This is a genomic window from Rhizomicrobium sp. (assembly GCF_056722145.1).
Window position 1 is genome coordinate 1 of record NZ_JBWZET010000105.1, and the last position, 16,862, is coordinate 16,862.

Below are 16,862 nucleotides of genomic sequence, written 5' to 3' on the forward strand. Positions count from 1 at the left end.
TCGCCATAAGCCCTGAGCGCGGCCGGGCTCAGCGACGACGACACCATCGTCAGCGCCTCGATGTCCTGGCGCCTGAGCCCGCGAATCTGCACGCCGGTCGGCACGCCGTTGGCATCGACCGCCGCGAAACCCTGCACGATCGGCGAGACATGGGTGACGCCCGGCACCTTGGCAACCCGCGCTGCCAGCGCATCGTAATCGGCGATCGGCTGGCCGGCGTACGCCTGCACCGTGATGTGGCCGTTGATGCCGAGAATGCGGCCCATCAAATCGTGGCGGAAGCCGTTCATCACCGCCATGACGATGATCAGCACCGCCACGCCGAGCGCGATGCCGACCAGCGAGATGATGGAAATGACGGAAATGAAACTCTCCGCCCGCTTGGCGCGCAAATAACGCAAAGCCAGCATCCATTCGAACGGCGCAAACAGGCGGGTGGGTGTCATAGAGAATCCAGCATGGCGGCGAGCGCCGCATCAAGCGACGGCAGGTCCTCGCGGATGGTGAGGATCACGCGCTCGTCAAAAGACATCAAACAGCCCGCCTTCTGCGACGGCCTTGAGCCGTTTGCCGGGTTTCAGGGCGTCGCGGCGCACGACCAGATCAACCCGACGACCGAGAATGGCGGTCAACTCGAACTGAATGCCGCCGACATCGAAGGCGCTGAACAAGGCCTTGCGGCCGCCCGGCCCTTCATCGAGATCGACCATCAGGTCAACGTCGCTTTCGGGCCCGGCGGTGCCGTGCGCCACCGAACCGAACAGATAGGCGTGCACGACCCCCAGCGCTTCCAGCCGGGGCCGGCTCTGGTGCAGGCGGTCGATGACGTCCGAACGGTCCATGCTCCACTATACCTCAGCCTGGGGTCACGCCTAGGCAGCCGAGATTACGGTTTGGCAAACCGGTTCACGACCTCGGCGGCGGAGAGTTCTTCTTTGATGCCGGTCTTGCGATTCTTGACCTCAATCACGCCCTTGTCGAGGCCGCGCGGGCCGACCACCACCTGCCACGGGATGCCGATCAGTTCGGCGGTGGCGAACTTGGCACCGGGGCGCTCGTCGCGGTCGTCGTAGAGCACCTCTTTGCCGGCGGTTTCCAGCTTGGCATAGAGATCGGCGCAGGCCGCTTCGGTCTTGGCATCGCCGGTCTTGAGATTGATCAGCGCGATGTCGAACGGCGCCACCGGTTCCGGCCAGATGATGCCGGCGTCGTCGTGGCTGGCTTCGATGATGGCGCCCAACAGACGCGACACGCCGATGCCGTACGAGCCCATTTCCACCGGCACATCCTTGCCGTCGGGGCCGGTGACGTTGGCCTTCATCGGGGCGGAATACTTGGTGCCGAAATAGAAGATCTGGCCGACTTCGATGCCGCGCGTGGACATGCGGCGCTCTTCCGGCACTTCCGTCTCGAAGCGCGCCTGATCGTGGACGTCGCTGGTGGCGGCATACATGGCTGAGCGGGCCTGCACGATCGGCGCGAGATCGCCGTCGAAATCGGTATCGGCGGGCGGGATCGGCATCTCCAGCAGGTTCTTGTCGAGATAGACTTGGCTCTCGCCGGTATCGGCCAGGACATGGAATTCGTGGGAAAGGTCGCCGCCGATCGGGCCGGTGTCGGCGCGCATCGGAATCGCGGTCAACCCCATGCGGTCGAAGGCGCGCAGGTAGGCGACATACATTCTATTATAGGAGCGGCGCGCCGCCTCCTTGTCGATGTCGAAGCTGTAGGCGTCCTTCATCAGGAATTCGCGGCCGCGCATGACGCCAAACCGCGGGCGGACTTCGTCGCGGAATTTCCACTGGGTGTGATAGAGGTTCAGCGGCAGCGCCTTATAACTCCGCACATAGGCGCGGAAAATGTCGGTGACCATTTCCTCGTTGGTCGGCCCGTAGAGCAGTTCGCGCTCGTGACGGTCGGTGATGCGCAGCATCTCGGGGCCATAGGCGTCGTAGCGCCCACTCTCGCGCCAGAGGTCGGAGGACTGCAGCGTCGGCATCAGGATTTCCACTGCGCCGGCCCGGTTCATCTCCTCGCGCACGATCTGCTCGATCCGGCGCAGCACCCGATGGCCGAGCGGCAGCCAGGCATAGATGCCGGCGGCCTCCTGGCGGATCATGCCGGTGCGCAGCATCAGCCGGTGCGACACGATCTGCGCCTCGGAGGGCGTTTCCTTGAGGACGGGGAGAAAGAAGCGGGAAAGGCGCATTTTCAGGTTCCTGGCGAAGCGAGCGCCCTACATAAGCGTAGCTGCGCCCCGGGGCAAATGGACCGATGGCCGCCTAGCCCGCCCAGTTTTCGAGGCTGAGGCCGGGAATATCCCGGAAATCGTCCAGGTTGGCGGTGACCAGCGTGCAGTCGGCCGCGATGGCGTGGGCGGCGATCATGCGGTCGAAATCACGGCCACGGACCCAGCCGAGTTGAGCGATGATTTGGCTGTAGGCGTCGGCCCCCGTCAATTCAAATGGAATCGTCGGAATGATCTCGAGGAAAGCGTCAATCCGCAATTGGGCGGCGGCTCTATCTACTGCCCCCCGGTACAGACCCCGATATAGCTCAACCACACTCAACGCCGAGATCATTACGTCGCCTGCATGCTCGGCAAATTTCGTGGTAACCGCGTCAAGCCCGTCGATCGCATGAATTGCGATGTTGGTATCGATCAAATAGGGCATTACTTATCCCAATCGCGATCCGGCAACTCGATGCGGTCGACCTGCCGAAATAAAGACGCCTTCGGAAGCGCTCTGAGCTTCGCAAACATCTGCTCTACGCTTATCCGCGCATTTGCCGGGCGGATTGTGATGACATCGCCATTCCGGCTGATGGTCACTTCCATATCGTTGCGCTCAAAGGCCAATTCGGCCGGAATACGCACCGCCTGGCTGTTGCCCGATTTGAAGACCCGGGTCGTCACGGTTTTAGGGGTGTTCTTGTCCATGGCGGACCTCGCCGATTTCCTGGCATAATAGCGCTGCGGGCGGGGCGTGTAAATACATGTATATACATTGGGGGCTATTGTTTGTTTTTGCGGGATTTTTCTTCGGTTTCCTGACTTGGTTGAAGGTGTCTCAAGTCCGCTTCACGCCCCCTCCCCGCTGGAGCGAGGCGCGGGTGCGGTTTCGCGGCCAGGACCCGCGGCACGTCAAAGGCGATTTCGGCGAGCTGCTGACGGCGGCGATCCTGACTCAGCACGGCTGGCGGCAACTGCCATCGAAGATCGACGCGGCTGGCCACGGCATCGACGGAGTGTTCGTGCGGCGAGGCTGGCTGGGTTTGCGGGTGCTGCTCACCGAAACCAAGGTCAACGCCAGCCCGTTCAAGCGCCACCAGCTCGCCAACGCCAAACTGATCCGGGCACTCGGCGATCTCTATGCCGTCGGCGCGCTCGACTGGCAGACCTCGGCCGCGATCATCCGTGGACTGAAGTGGCATTCGTTCGCGGTGACCAAGGCGCATTGGCACCACTCGCTGCACCACGGCATCACCACCGTGCGCCGCGCTTCCGCCAACGGCGGGCTGATCGGCCGCCCTCGCCGTCACGACACCGCGGCGCTGATGGAGAGCCTGACGATGATGCTCGCGGCGCTCGACCGCGACGGGCGGTATATCGCGACGGACGATTATCGCCCCACCGGTTTCATCGGTTCGAGTGGGACCTGATAGGGCATGTTGGCGATCAGGAGGCGGACGTCGACCGGCGGCGGCGGGGCCTGCGGTTTCTGGGCTTTGCGTTCGAGGCCTTCCAAATCGTAGCCGGCGAAGAAATCGCGGGTTTGCATCTGGCGGAAGCGCTCTTGGGCGGCGTACCAGCGCATTTTCTTTTCGCCCTCAGTGCAGCTGTCGCGCTCGCCGTCTGGCGCGCCCCATCTGAGCTCGATGCAGTCGAACGGGTCGTAGCTGATGGCATAGACGCGGGTCGCGACGTCGCCGAGGTTCAGCGGCACCGGATGCTTGTCGCTGCTGAGATAGGTGAGATCGCAAGCTTGGCTTTGCGCATCATAGGCCGCCAGCAGATCGGACCTGAGGTCGCTGCCTTCATAGGCGATGCGCGGATCGCGCTTGACCCACAGATCGATCATTCCCGCCATGTGCTGGTAGAACTGGGCGAAGCCCTCGCGCAGGCGCGCATCGCGGGCGGGCGTGGCGTAGTTCTCCCAATCGCCCCACGCATCGAAGATGTTTTCCGGCAGGCTGGCGGGATGCGGCTTGTCCTGGATGTGCTCGGAAATCGCGAGGTTGACGGTGTTGGCGCGGTCCTTGAGATCGCGGCACAAATTCTTCATCGAGATGCGCAACTCGTGCAGCGGATTGAACACGGTCCGCCCGCCGCTCATCGCGGTGCGCACATAAGTATAAAGGCCCATCTCCTCGCCGTCGAAAACGAAGCGCGCCTTCTTGGCGCTCTCAGACGGGTTCGGCTCGGTGCCGACGTATTGAGTCAGCGCGAAATCGTCGATCTCGGCATTGGCCGCCAGCACGATGTGGCCGCCGATCAGACGGCCCTCGCCGTCGTCGTGCGCACCCGTCAAGCGCTGCGGCCGCCAGTTTTTCAGCCCGCCGCCGAGCTTCAGCGGCGACTGGCCGAACTGGGCGCCGTAGACGCTGCGGGTAATGGTGAAATCGGGATGAGCATCCATGTAATAGATGCGCCCATCGTCATCGACCTTGTAGACGATCCCGACATGGGCATTGGTGTCGTAGATCACGGTGCCAGGGCGGATCGAGCCGGGCTTGATGGCGGGGGCGTAGAAATCGGAGCGGACGCCGTCGTCGCGCGTCACATCCCAGCGATAGGTCGCCGAGTTCACCGTCTCGATCACTTCGCGCACCGCCGCCGCGCCGTTGATGCCGGCGCCATGGTCGAGAAAATCGCGCCGGCTGGTCGGGCGGTTGCCGGTGGAATTGTGCTTCTCGTCGGCCGAACCGGCAAAACCGTCTTCGAACGAGAACGGCAGGCCGTTCTTCCAGGCGTAATAAGCGCGGAGCAGATACGGCCACTTGGCGCAATCGGTATCGATGTCGAGGAAGCGCTGGTCGGTGGCGCGGAAGGGATTGGCCGGATCGCGCAAGCAACTCTCCGACGACGAACAGCCCGAGGCGCCGATCGCCGCCACGAAGCGCGAGAAGCCCGCTTCGTCCGCCGCCGTCCAATGATCTTTGGTGATGCGCCATGTGCCCTCGGCGTGCGCCGCCGAGAGAATCACGCATAGCCCAAACACCAACCCCACCCACTTGCGCATGCCCAAAGGCTGCGGGCGGAAGCACCATCAGTCAAGCAACCCTTGGAGGCATGGTGATTGCTACCGGTTACCTAAAGGTATGTTTTAGAGACCTTTTAATGAGAGCGCTAACAGAAGGGCGCGAAAGCCACAGGAGCCATGGATATTCCTGTAACAACGCCCATTTTGGCCACATTCCATCGTGACAAGTATGTGAATTTCCACTACAGAATGCCCCACATAAAAACGAACAAAAGGCCCGCGTTTCGCTCGTGAACGGCCAAGTTCGGGGAGAGGTATCCGTCGGGGGGACCCTGCGGAGGAAAGGCCGGGCCAAGCCCGGCCTTTCGCATTTTGGGCTCCTCTTTCTTTCCCCGCGGATTCATTCGTTCGAGCCGCACAGCGTCTGAATAGAGCGGCGGGCGTTCGGCCGGAATCCCTTGATCTTCCCACGCCCCTCGGTGTCATGGCCCGCGACTGCGGGCCACCCAGGTGTCATCTGGCACAGCCCCTAAGATCGCGACAGATTTGACCTGGGTCGCCCGCTGTCGCGGGCGATGACAGCGTGGTGGCGATCTCACATCAACGTCCGCCGCTCTAACGGGGGAGGAAAGAAAGCTTTTCAAATCGCGGAAGACGGCCTTACGTTCCCGCCACGCATCGGTGAGCGGGGGGCAACATGTTCGAGCGGTTTTTCCAGCTTTCGGCACACGGCACCACGGTGCGGCGCGAAATCGTGGCGGGGATCACCACCTTCCTCACCATGGCCTACATCATCGTCGTCAATCCGATGATCCTGAAGAACGGCGGCCTTGCCTATGACGCCGTGTTCGTGGCGACCTGCCTCGCCTCGGCGCTGACGACGATCCTGATGGGACTGTGGGCGAAGCTGCCAGTGGCGCTGGCGCCGGGCATGGGACTCAACGCCTTCCTCGCCTTCACCGTCATTCCCGCACTCAACAATAGCTGGCAACTGGCGCTTGGCTGCGTGTTCCTGGCCGGCATTCTGTTCGTGCTGATTTCCATTACCCCGGCGCGCGAGTGGCTGATCAATGCCCTGCCCCGTTCGCTGAAACTCGCCATCGCCGCGGGCATCGGCTTTTTCCTGGCGCTGATCGGACTGAATCAGGCCGGCATCGTCATCCCCAACGGCTCCATCAGTCTTTTGACCGCCGGGCCGCTGTCCGACCCGCACGCGCTGCTGGCGGCGCTCGGCTTCATCGTGATCTTCGCGCTGGCGGCGCGACGCGTGATCGGCGCGGTGATGATCGGCATCGGTCTGGTCACCGTGCTCGCGTTCGCCTTCGGCTTGCAGACGGCGCCCGCCGCCATCGCCGCCCCGCCGCCGTCGATGGCCGCGACCTTTTTCCAGTTGCAGTTCGATCCCGGCCGCACCCCCGAAGCTGTCATGGTTTCTACGGTGCTGGTGTTCCTGTTGGTGATGATGCTCGACACCTCGGGCACGCTGACGGCGGTCGCCTATCAAGGCAATCTCAACGACAAGGACGGCAAACTGCCGAACGCACGCCGCGCCCTGACCACCGACGCCATCGGTTCGATGCTGGGCGCCGTGCTCGGCACCTCGCCGGTGACGGCCTATATCGAAAGTTCGGCCGGCATCCAGGCGGGCGGCCGCACCGGGCTGACCGCGGTCGTGGTCGGCGTGCTGTTCCTGCTGGCGCTGTTGTTCGCGCCGATCGCCACCGCCGTGCCTGCTTATGCCACCGCCCCGGCGCTGATCTTCGTGGCGGTGCTGATGGTCGGCGGCCTCAAGGAAATCGACTGGAACGACCTCACCGAAGCCGCTCCGGCGCTGCTGACGGCACTGGCGATCCCCTTCACCTATTCGATCGCGTCCGGCATCGGCATCGGCTTCATCGCCTATGTCGCGATCAAGGCGGTGACCGGGCGGTGGAAGGATTTGAACGCCGCCGCGTTGGTGATCGCCCTCGCCTTCATCGCCAAGATCATCATGGATACGCAAAGCTTCCCGGGCGGGGCGGGTTAGAGATCCAACACGCCGAAAACGATCAGGCCGTAGAACACCGCGAACAACACCGCGGCAATCGCGGTCGCGAAGAGGGCTTTGCGCGCCAGCAGCGGGCGCTTGGGCGCCCCGGCGCCGGGCTCGACTTCGCCGATCCCGACCGGCAGCAGGCACAGGAAGGCGACGAACCACAGCACCGCAAAAGCACTGACGAGGACGGCGCCGTGGACCATCAGGCCTGCTCCAATTCCACCAGCGTACCGACGAAATCCTTGGGGTGGAGGAAGACCACCGGCTTGCCGTGGGCGCCGATTTTGATGTCGCCGAGGACCCGCGCGCCGGCGGCGACAAGCGTATCGCGCGCGGCGGTAATGTTTTCCACCTCGTAGCAGAGATGGTGCATGCCGCCGGATGGGTTCTTGTCGAGAAACGCGGCGATCGGCGATTTGTCACCGAGCGGCTGCAGCAGTTCGATCTTGGTGTTGGGCAGTTCGACGAACACCACCGTCACGCCATGCACGGGCAACGCCTGCGGCTCCGACACCGTGGCGCCGAGCAGATCGCGATAGACCGCAGCGGATTTGGCAAGGTCCGCCGTAGCGATGGCGACGTGGTTCAAGCGGCCGATCATGTTCAACCTCATTGTCATGCCCCGCAAATGCGGGGCACCTAGGTCACACCAGCAAAAGCGTATCAGGAAAGGCTCAAATTTCACTCGCAAAAAGTGGAGCAACACAACCTGGGTCGCCCGCTTTCGCGGGCGATGACATCGGGGTTACACTATCACCACATCCACCCGCGTCACCGGCTTCTTGCCCCAGGCGTCTTCGGCGGCGCTACGGGCGGCGCGGCGGACTTTTTCCTTGAGGTCGCCCTCGTCGTCCTTTTTCGGATTGTGGCGTTCGAGCGCCCGGTCGACCGCGTCGCGCACCGCCTCGTGCACCGGCTCGGGAATGCCTTCGAGGATCATGCCGGGATCGGCGACGACGCGGTTCTTCTCGTCCAGCACCAGCGTGATCGCGATCATGCCGGCGAAGCCGAGCGAGCGGCGGGCGCGCGCATAGCCTGCGCCCTCGGCCACCAGCACGGTGCCGTCGAGATGGATGCGCCCCGACGGGGTTTCGTCGATCACCGACGCCTTGCCCGGCGCCAGCTTCAGCATCTGCCCGTTCTCGATGATCACGACCTGCGGCACCTGCAGCGATTTCGCCAGCGCGGCGTGGGCGTGCAGATGGCGCAATTCGCCATGCACCGGCACGGCGATCCTGGGCCGCACCATCGCATACATGTCGGCGAGCTCGTCGCGGCAGGGATGACCGGAGACGTGGACGAAATGATCCTCCGTCGACAGAACATCGACGCCGAGCGCCGCCAGCTTGTTGTGCAGCTCGAAAATCGCCAGCTCGTTGCCGGGAATGACGCGCGAGGAAAAGATCACCGTGTCGCCGGGGCCGAGTTTCACCACATGTTCGCCCGAGGCGATGCGCGGCAACGCCGCCCGCATCTCGCCCTGGCTTCCGGTGCACATGTAGAGCACCTTGTGCGGCGGCAAATCCTCGGCGTCGTCCTGATCGACGATCGGCGGAAAATCCTGCAGATAGCCGGTTTCCTTCGCCGCCTGCACGATCTTGTGCATGGCACGCCCGACCAGAACGATGTGCCGCTTATGCGCCTTGGCAGCGCGCGCGATGGTGTCGAGCCGCGCCACGTTGGAGGCGAACGCCGTCACCGCGATGCGGCCCTTGAGCGTTCCGATCAGCTCCGACAGGCCTTTTTTGACGTCGGCCTCGGAGCCGGAGCGGCCTTGCACCAGCACGTTGGTGGAATCGCACACCAGCGCCAAGACGCCCTCCCCGCCCAGCGCCTTCAGGCGATTGACGTCGGTCTTCTTGCCGACCACCGGATCGGGATCGAGCTTCCAGTCGCCGGTATGCACGACGGTGCCAAGCGGCGTCTTGATCGCCACCGCATTCGGCTCGGGAATGGAATGGGTGAGCGATACCATCTCGATCTCGAATGGCCCAAGCGTCAGCTTGCCGTGCGGCGGCACGATCTTCAGCTTGGCCCGGCCGGTGAGTTCGGCCTCTTCCAGCTTGCCTTCAATCAGCTTGGCGGTGAACGGCGTCGCGTAGATCGGGCATTTCAGCATCGGCCACAGCAGATGAATGGCGCCGATATGATCCTCATGCGCATGGGTGGCGATGATGCCGAGCACGTCGTCGCGCCGTTCAGCCAGGAACGAGATGTCGGGCACGATCAGATCGACGCCCGGCGTGCCGCCCTCGCGCCCGAACAGCACGCCGCAATCGACGATGATCCATTTGCGGTCGTCGTCGGGGCCGAAGCCGTAGGCGTTGAAGTTCATCCCGATCTCGCCCGCGCCCCCGAGCGGCAGGAGAACCAGTTCGTTGTCGTCTTCGGCCTGTTTGTGTGCCACCACTCTCACTTTCCTATAGGTCACGACCGGGAAGAGATGCCATCGTCCCCTCGATGTCATCGCCAGCGACTGCGGGCGACCCAGGTCGTGTTGTTCTGCCCGGAACGGGGAAATGAACCCCTTCCTGATGCGGTTTTGCTCGTGTGACCTGGATGGCCCGCAGTCGCGGGCCATGACACGGTTGCCATCAAACCTTGTTCCGCGCGTAAATCTGGGTGAGGCCGCGGATGGTCAGGTCCGGGTCGTAATGGTCGATGGCCGGGGTCTGGCGATAGAAAACGCGCCCCAGCCCGCCGGTCGCGATCACCGTCATCGGCTCGCCGTACTCGGCCTTGATGCGGGCGACGAGACCTTCGATCAGCCCGATATAGCCCCAATACATGCCCGACTGCATCGCCGGCACGGTGTCCTTGCCGATCACCGCGTTGGTGCGCGCGATCGCCACCCGCGGCAGCATGGCAGCGGCCTTGTGCAGCGCCTCGGCCGATAGATTGATGCCGGGCGCGATAACACCGCCCTCGTAGTCACCGTCGACGTTGACGATGTCGAAGGTGGTGGCGGTGCCGAAATCGACCACGATCAGCGCCCCGGGATAACTCGCGTGCGCCGCCACCGCATTGACCAGACGGTCGGCGCCGACCCCTTCGGGGCGCAGGGTCAGGACATCGAGGCCGAGATCGACGGCCGGATCTTTGACCACGATCGGCTCGACGTTCAGATATCTGCGGCACAACTGACGCAGATCGAACAGCGCCGCCGGCACCACCGTGGCGATGATGGCGCCATCTATATCTGCGAACGCAAGACCGCCGAGTTCGAACAGCGGCTTCAGCAGCACGGCGTATTCGTCGGCGGTGCGGGTTGTGGAAGTGACCGCACGCCATTCGCAGCGGACCTTTTCGCCGTCCCACACGGCGAAGACGATGTTGGTATTGCCGGCGTCGATGGCCAGAAGCATGAAACCCTCAGAAAAAAACCTCGCCTGCCGCGATCGCGCGCGTCACGCCGCCGGGAAGACCGAGCACCAGGGCGCCATCGTCGTCGATGTCGCGAAACACGCCGGTCAACTCTTCCCGCGTCAGGCGTACGCGAATGCGCGAGCCCAACCCGTGCGCGCGCGACAGCCAGGCCTCCCGGATGGGAACGAACCCGCCGGCGCGCCACGCCTCATACCACTTCGCGAAAGCATCAGCGAGATCGAGCAGCGCATCCTGCGGCGACGGAGCCGGATGACCGAGGGCCGCGACCGCCGTGGCGGGCAGATCGGTGTCGTCGGGAAACGCCTGCAGGTTGACGCCGATGCCGATCGCCAGCCAGGCGAGGCCCTGCGGCCCGCTTTCGGATTCGAGCAGGATTCCGGCGATTTTTTTCCCGTTCACCAAGACGTCGTTGGGCCATTTGAGGGCGACGCCGGGGACGTACCGCGCCAGCATGTCGGCTGCCGCCAGCGCCGCCACAAACGAGAGCTGGGCGCAGGCCGCCGCCGGCCGCCCCGGCCGCAGCAGCAGCGTCGCCGACAGATTGCCCGGCGGCGCTGTCCACACCCGGCCGCGACGGCCGCGTCCGCTCAACTGGCGCGCGGCGGTGATCCACAGCGGCCCCGGCTCGCCCGATGTCGCGCGGCGGCGGGCTTCCTCGTTGGTGGAGTCGACCTCCGCCAGTTCGAGCAATCGGTATCCGACCGGCCAGCTCGTCAAGGCAGGATCGCCGCCGCCGCGGCCGACGCCGGACCGACCAGCACCCACGGCACCACCAGGAACAAGAGCGTGAAGGCCGTCGACAACGCCAGGATCAGGCCCATGCCGCGCCCGCCGAGCCCTTCTTCGAGCGGCTTCGCCGGTTCATCGAAATAGATCACCTTGGCGACGCGCAGATAGTAGTAAGCACCAACGCAGCTCGCAAGCACGCCGAGCACCGCCGGAATGATGAGGCCGGCATGCATGGCTGCCAGGAAGACGTAGATCTTGGCGACGATGCCCGCCACCGGCGGCAGACCGGCCAGGCTCAGCATCAGTGCGGCGAACGCGAAGGCATAGCCCGGGCGGGTGCGCGCCAGGCCCGAGAGATCGGAAATCGTCTCCACCGCCTGCCCGTCGCGCCGCATCGCCTGGATGCAGACGAAGGTGCCGATGTTGGTGATGGCGTAAAACGCGATGTAGATCAGCATGCCGCGGACGCCTTCCTGGGTTCCGGCGGCGAGCCCCAAAAGCGCGTAGCCCATGTGGCCGATCGAGCTGTAGGCCATCAGGCGCTTGATGTTCTCCTGCCCGATCGCGGCGACGGCGCCGAGCCACATCGACAGCACCGACACCACCACGATGATCTGGCGGTATTCGCCGACGACATGGGCAAACGGAATCATGATGGCGCGGATGGCGAGCGCAAACGCAGCGACCTTGGCGGCAGTGGTGAAGAAGGCGGTGATCGGCGTCGGTGCGCCTTCATAGACGTCGGGCGCCCACATGTGGAACGGCACCGCGGAAATCTTGAAGGCAAGGCCGGCGATCAGGAATACCAACCCGAAGATCAGGCCGATGCCGGTGCCGGACTGGGCGATCACCTGCCCGACGGCGCCGAAATCGGTGGTACCGGTGAAGCCGTAGATCAGCGAGATGCCGTACAGCATCATGCCCGACGACAGCGCCCCGAGGACGAAATACTTCAAGCCCGCTTCGGTCGATTTCACGCTGTCGCGGTTGAAGGCGGCGAGCACGTAAAGCGCGAGGCTCTGCAGCTCGAGCCCGAGATAGAGCGCGATGAAGCTGGAGGCCGACACCATCGCCATCATGCCGACGGTGGAAAGCCCGATCAGGATCGGCAGCTCGAAGTGCGCCATCCGCTCCTTAACGAAGAAATTCTGCGCCATGACGATGCACAGCGCCGCCGAGCCGAGGATCAAGACCTTGGTGAAGCGCGAAAACGCATCCACGACGAAGGCGCCTTTGAAGGCGGTGGCCGGACCGGTGACCACGGTGGCGATGGCGGCCGCGATCATCAGCGCCACCATCAGGCCGGAAACCGATCCGGTCGCCTTGTCGCCCCGCCATGCGCCGATCATCAGCGCCGCCATAGCCCCGATCGCCAGGATCAACTCCGGCGCCAGAACAATGAGATCATGCCCGATGGTCATGGCGTACTCCTTGCGGCGCTTTGGGCAAACTTCACGGCAGACGGATGGGCCGTGTGGTCATACGCCACCGCAGTCTTGTGCTGCTGCAGCAGGTGCGCGACCGAGGTGCCGGTGATGTCGAAGATGAAGCGCGGATAGACGCCCATGAAGATGGTCGCGGCCACCATCGGCACCAGGATCACGGCTTCGCGCAAGGAAAGGTCCTTGATCGCCTGCAGCGTCGGCTTGACCAGATCGCCGAAGATCACGCGCCAGTAAAGATACAGCATGTAGGCCGCCGACAGGATCACGCCGGTGGCGGCAAAGATCGCAACCCAGGTCTGGACATGGAAGGCGCCCAGCAGGGTGAGGAATTCGCCGATGAAGCCGCTGGTGCCCGGCAGGCCGATATTGGCGAGCGTAAACACCATGAAACACGCGGCATAGAACGGCATGCGATTGACCAGTCCGCCATAGGCCGCGATCTCGCGGGTGTGCATGCGGTCGTAGATCACGCCGACGCAAAGGAACAGCGCCCCCGAGACGACGCCGTGGCTCAGCATCTGGAAGACGCCGCCTTCCACCCCCTGCTGCGTCAGGGTGAAGATGCCCATGGTGACAAAGCCCATGTGCGCCACCGACGAATAGGCGATCAGCTTCTTCACGTCCTCCTGCGCCAGGGCGACGAACGAGGTGTAGATGATCGCGATGATCGACAGCGCGAACACCAGCCACGCCAGATCGGCGGAGGCGGTCGGGAACATCGGCAGCGAGAAGCGCAGGAACCCGTAGCCGCCCATCTTCAAGAGGATCGCGGCGAGGATCACCGATCCGGCCGTCGGCGCTTCAACGTGCGCATCGGGCAGCCAGGTGTGGACCGGCCACATCGGCATCTTCACCGCGAAGCTGGCGAAGAAGGCCAGCCATAGCAAGTACTGCGCCTGGACCGGGAAATGCACCGTGTTGATGATGGTCGGGATGTCGGTGGTGCCTGCCGTGAAGTAGATCCACAGCATCGCCAACAGCATCAACAGCGAGCCGAGCAGCGTGTAGAGGAAGAACTTGAAGCTGGCGTAGACGCGCCGCTTGCCGCCCCAGATGCCGATGATCAGGAACATCGGGATCAGGCCGCCCTCGAAGAAGATGTAGAACAGGAAGACATCGAGTGCGGTGAAGACGCCCATCATCAGGGTTTCGAGCGCCAGGAACGCGATCATGTATTCCGGCACGCGGGATTTCACCTCCCAGCTCGCCAGGATCGTGAACGGCATCAACAGGCCGGTCAGCACCACGAACAGCATCGAAATGCCGTCGACGCCCATGTGATAGGTGATGCCGGTGCCAGCGCCGAACCATTCGCCCTGCTCGACGAACTGGAACGCCGAGGTGTTCCCCTGGAACCGGCTCCACATATAGATGGTGAGCGCGGCATCGATCAGGGTGATGGCGAGCGCCACCCAGCGGGCCGTGGACGCGCGCACCGTGTCGCTCGAGCGCGTGATCAGGATGGCGAGGATGCCGACCAGCGGCAGGAAGGTGATGATGGAAAGGAGATGGCTCATGGCTTACCTCCCCCCCAGCATGAACCAGGTCGCCAGACCCACGACACCGATCAGCATGGCGAAGGCGTAGTGGTAGACGTAACCCGATTGCAGCTTGACCGCACCGCGGGTCGCATCGAGCACGCGCGCCGCAATGCCGTCGGGACCGAGGCCGTCGATGATGCGCCCATCGCCCCCCTTCCAAAGCATCCGCCCCAGCCAGCGCGCCGGCCGCACGAACAGGAAATCGTAGAGCTCATCGAAATACCATTTGCGATAGAGGAAGGTGTAGACGAGCCCTTTGCGCGCCGCGAGCTTGGCCGGCAGGTCGGGTTTGGCGACATAGAAGAACCACGCCACCGCGAAGCCGAGAATGGTCAGCACCAGCGGGGCAAATTCGATCGTCAGCGGCAGGTCGTGCTCGCCCGCGGGATAGGCAACCGCCACCGCGCCGCGCCAGAACACGGCATCGCCGATGAAGAAATGGACGAACGCCGCGCCCGCAATCAGCGCGCCGACAGCGAGCACGCCCAGCGGCACCAGCATGGTGCGGGCGGGTTCGTGCACCTCTTCCAGGGCAATGGCGTGATGGTGCGGATCGTGATGGTGATCCCATTCGTGATGATCGAGCCCGCGATAGCGGCCGTGGAAGGTCATCAGAAACTGGCGCCACGAATAGAACGAGGTCATCGCCACCGCGATAATGGTGAGCGTGAAGGCATAGTGGCCCATCGGCGAGTTCGACAGGTAGGCGGCGTTGATGATCGCGTCCTTGGAATAGAAGCCGGCAGTGCCGATGCCGAGCAGCGGCAGACCGACGCCGGTCAGCGCCAGGTTGCCGATCAGCATCATCGCATAAGTGAACGGCAGGCGTTTCCGGAGGCCCCCCATCTTGCGCATGTCCTGCTCGTGATGCACGGCGACGATCACCGCACCGGCCGAGAGGAACAGAAGCGCCTTGAAGAAGGCATGGGTGAAGAGGTGGAACATCGCCGCGCCATACGCCGACACGCCGGCCGCGACGAACATGTAGCCGAGCTGCGAACAGGTCGAATAGGCGATCACCCGCTTGATGTCGTTCTGGAACAGGCCGACCGAGGCGGCAAAGAACGCGGTGGTGGCGCCGATGAACGTGACGAAGGCGAGCGCATCCGGGGCGTGCTCGAACAGTGGCGAGGCGCGGCAGACCAGGAACACGCCGGCCGTCACCATGGTGGCGGCATGGATCAGGGCGGAGACCGGCGTCGGGCCTTCCATCGCGTCGGGCAGCCAGGTGTGCAGGCCGATCTGCGCCGACTTGCCCATCGCACCGACGAACAGCAAGAGGCAGATGGTGGTGAGGATGTCGACCTGCTGGCCGGCGAACTCGAAGGTCTTGCCGGCGAACATCGGCGCGGCGCGGAACACGGTATCGAAATCGAGGGTGCCGAATACCCAATAGATCGCGAAAATGCCGAGCATGAAGCCGAAATCGCCGACGCGGTTGACGACGAACGCCTTCAGCGCCGCCGCATTGGCCGACGGTTTTTTGTACCAGAAGCCGATCAACAGATAGGACGCGAGGCCGACGCCTTCCCAGCCGAAGAACACCTGCACGAAGTTGTTGGCCGTCACCAGCATCAGCATGGCGAAGGTGAACAGCGACAGATAGCTGAAGAACCGCGGCCGGCCGGGATCGTCGTGCAGGTAGCCGATCGAATAGAGGTGCACCAGCGCCGAAACGCCCGTCACCACCACCAGCATGACGGCGGTCAGGGTGTCGACGCGTATCGACCAGTCGATGCTGAGGTCGCCCGAGCTGATCCAATTCCACAGCGGCACGATCTGGGCGTGGCCAAGCAGCGCGACGTCGTAAAAGGCATAGACCGACAGCCCCAGACTGACGAACAGCCCGAGCGTGGTGATGAGTTCCGACGGGCGCGCCCCCAGCCATTTCTGGAAGATGCCGGCGATGGCCGACGTGATGATCGGGAGGAAGACGAGGATGGCGTACAGCATCTCAGCCCTTCATCAAGTTGACGTCGTCCACCGCGATGGTGTGGCGGTTGCGGAAATAGACCACAAGGATGGCAAGCCCGATCGCAGCCTCGGCGGCAGCGACGGTCAAGACGAACAGCGCGAACACCTGCCCGACGAGATCGTTCAGGAACGCCGAGAAGGCGACGAAGTTGATGTTGACCGCGAGCAGGATCAGCTCGATCGACATCAGGATGATGATGATGTTCTTGCGGTTCAGGAAGATTCCGAACACCCCAATGGTGAACAGGATCGCGGCAAGGGCGAGATAGTTGGGAAGACCGACGGCCATTTACACCCCCTGCCCCGGTTTGGGATCGCGCATTTCCATCGCCATTTGCGGCGTACGCGCGTTCTGCACGGAGATCGACTGGCGCCGCACGCCCGGCCGGTGGCGCAGGGTCAGCACGATGGCGCCGATCATCGCCACCAGAAGCACCATGGCCGCGATCTGGAAGTAATAGATATAGTCCGTATAAAGGATCAGGCCCAGCGCCTCGGTGTTGGTGACGCCGGCCGGCACGGCATGGGCGGAAGCCAGGACCTGGGC

18 protein-coding genes are annotated in these 16,862 nt (G+C 63.8%); 2 read left to right on the forward strand and 16 right to left on the reverse strand.

Going from position 1 to position 16,862, the window contains the following annotated elements; translation table 11 throughout:
• The 5 genes from AC1P6P_RS05675 to AC1P6P_RS05695 form a co-directional block, all read right to left on the reverse strand.
• Positions 1–446, reverse strand: a 446-nt coding sequence (locus AC1P6P_RS05675) for an ABC transporter permease (RefSeq protein WP_481401464.1), incomplete at its 3' end; no start/stop codon positions are given.
• A 75-nt stretch (positions 447–521) separates the two neighbouring features.
• Positions 522–842, reverse strand: coding sequence for a nucleotidyltransferase family protein (locus tag AC1P6P_RS05680; RefSeq protein ID WP_481401465.1), 321 nt, complete (start codon positions 840–842; stop codon positions 522–524).
• 44 nt (positions 843–886) lie between these two features.
• Positions 887–2,209 carry a proline--tRNA ligase gene (gene proS / locus AC1P6P_RS05685; RefSeq protein ID WP_481401466.1) on the reverse strand — a complete coding sequence of 441 codons (1,323 nt, stop codon included), beginning with the start codon at positions 2,207–2,209 and terminating at the stop codon, positions 887–889.
• A 73-nt stretch (positions 2,210–2,282) separates the two neighbouring features.
• Positions 2,283–2,675 carry a PIN domain-containing protein gene (locus tag AC1P6P_RS05690; protein ID WP_481401467.1) on the reverse strand — a complete coding sequence of 131 codons (393 nt, stop codon included), beginning with the start codon at positions 2,673–2,675 and terminating at the stop codon, positions 2,283–2,285.
• On the reverse strand, positions 2,675–2,941 hold the full coding sequence (locus AC1P6P_RS05695) for an AbrB/MazE/SpoVT family DNA-binding domain-containing protein (protein WP_481401468.1): 267 nt from the start codon (positions 2,939–2,941) through the stop codon (positions 2,675–2,677). Before AC1P6P_RS05695 ends, AC1P6P_RS05690 begins: the two co-directional genes overlap by 1 nt.
• Before the next feature lie 173 nt (positions 2,942–3,114).
• On the opposite strand from AC1P6P_RS05695, the gene AC1P6P_RS05700 reads away from it, so the two are divergent.
• Positions 3,115–3,663, forward strand: a complete 549-nt coding sequence (locus AC1P6P_RS05700) for a hypothetical protein (RefSeq protein WP_481401469.1) — start codon at positions 3,115–3,117, stop codon at positions 3,661–3,663.
• Here the strand turns inward: AC1P6P_RS05700 and AC1P6P_RS05705 are convergent.
• On the reverse strand, positions 3,624–5,243 hold the full coding sequence (locus AC1P6P_RS05705; RefSeq protein WP_481401470.1) for a hypothetical protein: 1,620 nt from the start codon (positions 5,241–5,243) through the stop codon (positions 3,624–3,626). The genes AC1P6P_RS05700 and AC1P6P_RS05705 overlap by 40 nt on opposite strands.
• A gap of 658 nt (positions 5,244–5,901) precedes the next feature.
• Here AC1P6P_RS05705 and AC1P6P_RS05710 point away from each other — a divergent pair.
• Positions 5,902–7,230, forward strand: coding sequence for an NCS2 family permease (locus AC1P6P_RS05710; protein WP_481401471.1), 1,329 nt, complete (start codon positions 5,902–5,904; stop codon positions 7,228–7,230).
• On the opposite strand, the gene AC1P6P_RS05715 is transcribed toward AC1P6P_RS05710, so the two are convergent.
• From AC1P6P_RS05715 to AC1P6P_RS05760, 10 genes are all read right to left on the reverse strand, one after another.
• Entirely contained in the window at positions 7,227–7,442 is a 216-nt protein-coding gene (locus AC1P6P_RS05715; RefSeq protein ID WP_481401472.1) for a DUF1467 family protein, read from the reverse strand. The genes AC1P6P_RS05710 and AC1P6P_RS05715 overlap by 4 nt on opposite strands.
• The gene (gene mce / locus AC1P6P_RS05720; protein ID WP_481401473.1) at positions 7,442–7,840 is read right to left on the reverse strand and encodes a methylmalonyl-CoA epimerase; all 399 of its coding nucleotides are present in this window, start codon (positions 7,838–7,840) and stop codon (positions 7,442–7,444) included. Before mce ends, AC1P6P_RS05715 begins: the two co-directional genes overlap by 1 nt.
• 144 nt (positions 7,841–7,984) lie before the next feature.
• Positions 7,985–9,574 carry a ribonuclease J gene (locus AC1P6P_RS05725; protein WP_481401481.1) on the reverse strand — a complete coding sequence of 530 codons (1,590 nt, stop codon included), beginning with the start codon at positions 9,572–9,574 and terminating at the stop codon, positions 7,985–7,987.
• Positions 9,575–9,833: 259 nt separating this feature from the next.
• Complete coding sequence (locus AC1P6P_RS05730; RefSeq protein WP_481401474.1) at positions 9,834–10,604, reverse strand: type III pantothenate kinase; 771 nt, start codon at positions 10,602–10,604, stop codon at positions 9,834–9,836.
• 7 nt (positions 10,605–10,611) lie between these two features.
• The gene (locus tag AC1P6P_RS05735; RefSeq protein ID WP_481401475.1) at positions 10,612–11,343 is read right to left on the reverse strand and encodes a biotin--[acetyl-CoA-carboxylase] ligase; all 732 of its coding nucleotides are present in this window, start codon (positions 11,341–11,343) and stop codon (positions 10,612–10,614) included.
• Positions 11,340–12,776, reverse strand: coding sequence for an NADH-quinone oxidoreductase subunit NuoN (gene nuoN / locus AC1P6P_RS05740; protein ID WP_481401476.1), 1,437 nt, complete (start codon positions 12,774–12,776; stop codon positions 11,340–11,342). Before nuoN ends, AC1P6P_RS05735 begins: the two co-directional genes overlap by 4 nt.
• On the reverse strand, positions 12,773–14,317 hold the full coding sequence (locus AC1P6P_RS05745) for an NADH-quinone oxidoreductase subunit M (protein ID WP_481401477.1): 1,545 nt from the start codon (positions 14,315–14,317) through the stop codon (positions 12,773–12,775). Before AC1P6P_RS05745 ends, nuoN begins: the two co-directional genes overlap by 4 nt.
• Positions 14,318–14,320: 3 nt before the next feature.
• Positions 14,321–16,294 (reverse strand): NADH-quinone oxidoreductase subunit L, encoded by a 1,974-nt coding sequence (gene nuoL / locus AC1P6P_RS05750; protein ID WP_481401478.1) that lies wholly within the window; start codon positions 16,292–16,294, stop codon positions 14,321–14,323.
• A 1-nt stretch (position 16,295) separates the two neighbouring features.
• Positions 16,296–16,604 carry an NADH-quinone oxidoreductase subunit NuoK gene (nuoK, locus tag AC1P6P_RS05755; RefSeq protein ID WP_481401479.1) on the reverse strand — a complete coding sequence of 103 codons (309 nt, stop codon included), beginning with the start codon at positions 16,602–16,604 and terminating at the stop codon, positions 16,296–16,298.
• Positions 16,605–16,862, reverse strand: a 258-nt coding sequence (locus AC1P6P_RS05760) for an NADH-quinone oxidoreductase subunit J (RefSeq protein WP_481401480.1), incomplete at its 5' end; no start/stop codon positions are given.